Genomic DNA, 2,516 nt, shown 5'->3' on the forward strand with positions numbered 1-2,516 from the left:
GTACGCAGAGATTCGTTGGAATCGGATTCGATCCCAGTATCGTCCACCAGCGCAGCAGGCCCCTGACCAGCGGAAACGCCGGTCAGGAGCCTTCGTTATGTCGTCGCGTGCAGGTTACGTGCAGGACGGCCCTTCGTTGGCGGGACGCGATACGAGATGAGCACGACCATCGAGAAGGCTCCCCAGCCGAAGGAGCACACCAGTCGGTTCCAGGGGACAGGACGTGTCTCGCTTCGGAGCCGTCGGCCAATCTGGAGACCGCCGCGACCTGCGCAGGGCTCATCGACGACGGTTGAGGCGGCCGTGTCTGCGGGGATGTGGTGGACGTGGTCGGCTTCCGCGTCGACCTTGGACGCGGTCTAGCTGCTGTCGCTGCAAGCGCGCCGGGGGTCACGACGCGCAAGACGCGAAGCCCCAGCGAGCGCCACGACCATTCGCGGCGGTATGACGCGCTTCCAGAGGGATCGGCCGGCGGCATGAGCGTGAACTCGTAGAGTGTGTGCGGGCCGCCAGCGGTGATGGAGACTGCGTGCATGACTACGGTTCTTGTTGGTGGGGGCCCAGACACCACCCGCCGTCGTGACTGTCTCCAGCCCTTCGTGGAGGCCTGCCTCCAGCGCGACGTCTCTCGAGTCGGGCTGTTGTTGGCCGGGGATGCCGATTCGGCAGAGCTTTTCGCCCCGGAGTACACGACTTTGCTGCCCAAGCTTGCGGACCGTATCAATATCGTCGCGCTTGAGGACGGCATCCAGCGCATCAGCCAGTTCGATGCACTCGTGGTCGGCGGAGGCCCAACGCCCGCCTACCACTCAGCTCTGCGCCCGGTTTTCGCGGACATCCGACGGATGGTTGCCTCCGGTTGCCCATACCTCGGCTTCTCAGCCGGCGCGATGATCGCTGGGGACCAGGCGGTCCTCGGGGGCTACCAAACCGGTGGGGTCGATGTGTGCCCTGCCGATTGGTCAGAAGGGCTGAACGAGATCACCCTGCGCGGCGGACTTGGCATCGTGCCTGGGGTCATCGAGGTGCACGCTGCCCAGGCTGGGACGCTTGGTCGAGCGATCCACATCGTCCTCAGGCAGCAGGCGCGCATCGCAGTGGCGTTGGACGAGGACACCGCCCTGCATTCGAGCGCGGACCGGGCCACCGAGGTCCTCGGTGCCGGGCGTGCGTGGTGGATCCACGCCAACGAGCTCGGACAAGCAGTCGTTGATCCGGTAAGCGCCGGCCAGTCGGTCCCCGACCAGGTGCAACGCCTCCAGCACGGCCGCTGACAAATGTGACATCAGCATGCGAGCACCCCAATGCGGCAAGAGCGGATGTTCAGTCGGCGACGAGCTCAAACTCGAAGCCCTCTGTGTTCTCGAGGAACAGCGCAGTGTGATCCGGCCCGCCAGCGTGGGGGTAGAGCTCGGCAAACAGTTCTCGCCAGCCGTGCCGGGTGGCCCGCTCTCGCACATGGTCGAGCTGCTCCCGGCCGGCGACGCGCAACGCGAGATGGTTCAAGCCGGCTCGGGTTCGTTCGTGTGTTCCGGACACGTCGGGAGACTGCTCGAGCACGACGTATGCACCGCTGGCATGCTGCCAGGTTCGGCCCTCCGGCCACGAGGGGTCGTGTTTGGGGATCCAGCCGATCGTGGAGAGGAGCCAGTCGAATGACGGCGCGGATGCTTCCACGTCGGNATGCTGCCAGGTTCGGCCCTCCGGCCACGAGGGGTCGTGTTTGGGGATCCAGCCGATCGTGGAGAGGAGCCAGTCGAATGACGGCGCGGATGCTTCCACGTCGGTGGTCCAGAGCTCGATGTGGTGCACGACGTTCTGCATAAGATCACCGTATGCGCCGCAGGACCTAGCGACCTGCGGCAGATGCGTGCGCCCGCCTGAGCGAGCCGCCGGGACGGTGCAGTGACGCTAGTCTGCAGTCCGTGTCGCCGACTCACATGGCCCTTGACCGCTTCAGGCGGCGATTCTCGGCGGCCTCGTGCTGCTCCGGCACCCCGCACGTGTGATGGGCGCCGTCTCGAGGATCCGTTCTTCCCAGCGCGCCGTGCTGGGCGTTGTGGCGCTTGTGCAGTTCGGCCTGACTACGTTGCCCGTCGTCATGCTTTCCGCCAGAACCGACATGCAGGGCGAGCCGTCGAGGCCGCTGGCCTACGTGGTCCTGGCGGGATCTGCGGTGTTCAGCCTGGCCTGGTTTGCCGCGGCACTGCGGTGGCGGTGGGTCGGCGGGGTTGCAGCGACGACGTTGTCCATGCCGGCCTTGCTAATCATGCTGGTCTTGCAGGCGCAGGGCGTCTTGCCTGACCTCGATCTCGGTCTCTACACATACGCATATGCCCTCGGTCTAGCCGCCGCGGGCCTGCTGGCGACTCTATCTGCCGAGTACCTGCTCTTGTCTCAGCGGCCGCAGCCCGAGGCGGCAACAGCAGTAGGTGGCCGTTGACCTTGCGCTCATCCGTGTCGACGACTGCGCTCTAAACGCCACTCGCGGCTACTAGTTCTATTGACCTCAGGAT

General features: G+C 65.7%; 3 protein-coding genes. 2 read left to right on the forward strand and 1 reads right to left on the reverse strand.

Annotated features, from left to right (window positions below; translation table 11 throughout):
• Positions 1-533: 533 nt before the first annotated feature.
• Positions 534-1,274, forward strand: a complete 741-nt coding sequence (locus tag FJR00_RS15465; RefSeq protein WP_181409675.1) for a Type 1 glutamine amidotransferase-like domain-containing protein — start codon at positions 534-536, stop codon at positions 1,272-1,274.
• 49 nt (positions 1,275-1,323) lie between these two features.
• Here FJR00_RS15465 and FJR00_RS15470 read toward each other — a convergent pair whose 3' ends face one another.
• Positions 1,324-1,824, reverse strand: coding sequence for a VOC family protein (locus FJR00_RS15470; protein ID WP_141339616.1), 501 nt, complete (start codon positions 1,822-1,824; stop codon positions 1,324-1,326).
• A gap of 157 nt (positions 1,825-1,981) precedes the next feature.
• Between FJR00_RS15470 and FJR00_RS15475 the strand changes: the two genes are divergently transcribed.
• Positions 1,982-2,443: a hypothetical protein gene (locus FJR00_RS15475; protein ID WP_181409676.1), complete on the forward strand. Its 462-nt coding sequence runs from the start codon at positions 1,982-1,984 to the stop codon at positions 2,441-2,443.
• Positions 2,444-2,516: the final 73 nt, after the last annotated feature.

The sequence above is a fragment of the Ornithinimicrobium kibberense genome, from assembly GCF_006519705.1.
GTDB lineage: Bacteria > Actinomycetota > Actinomycetes > Actinomycetales > Dermatophilaceae > Ornithinicoccus > Ornithinicoccus kibberensis.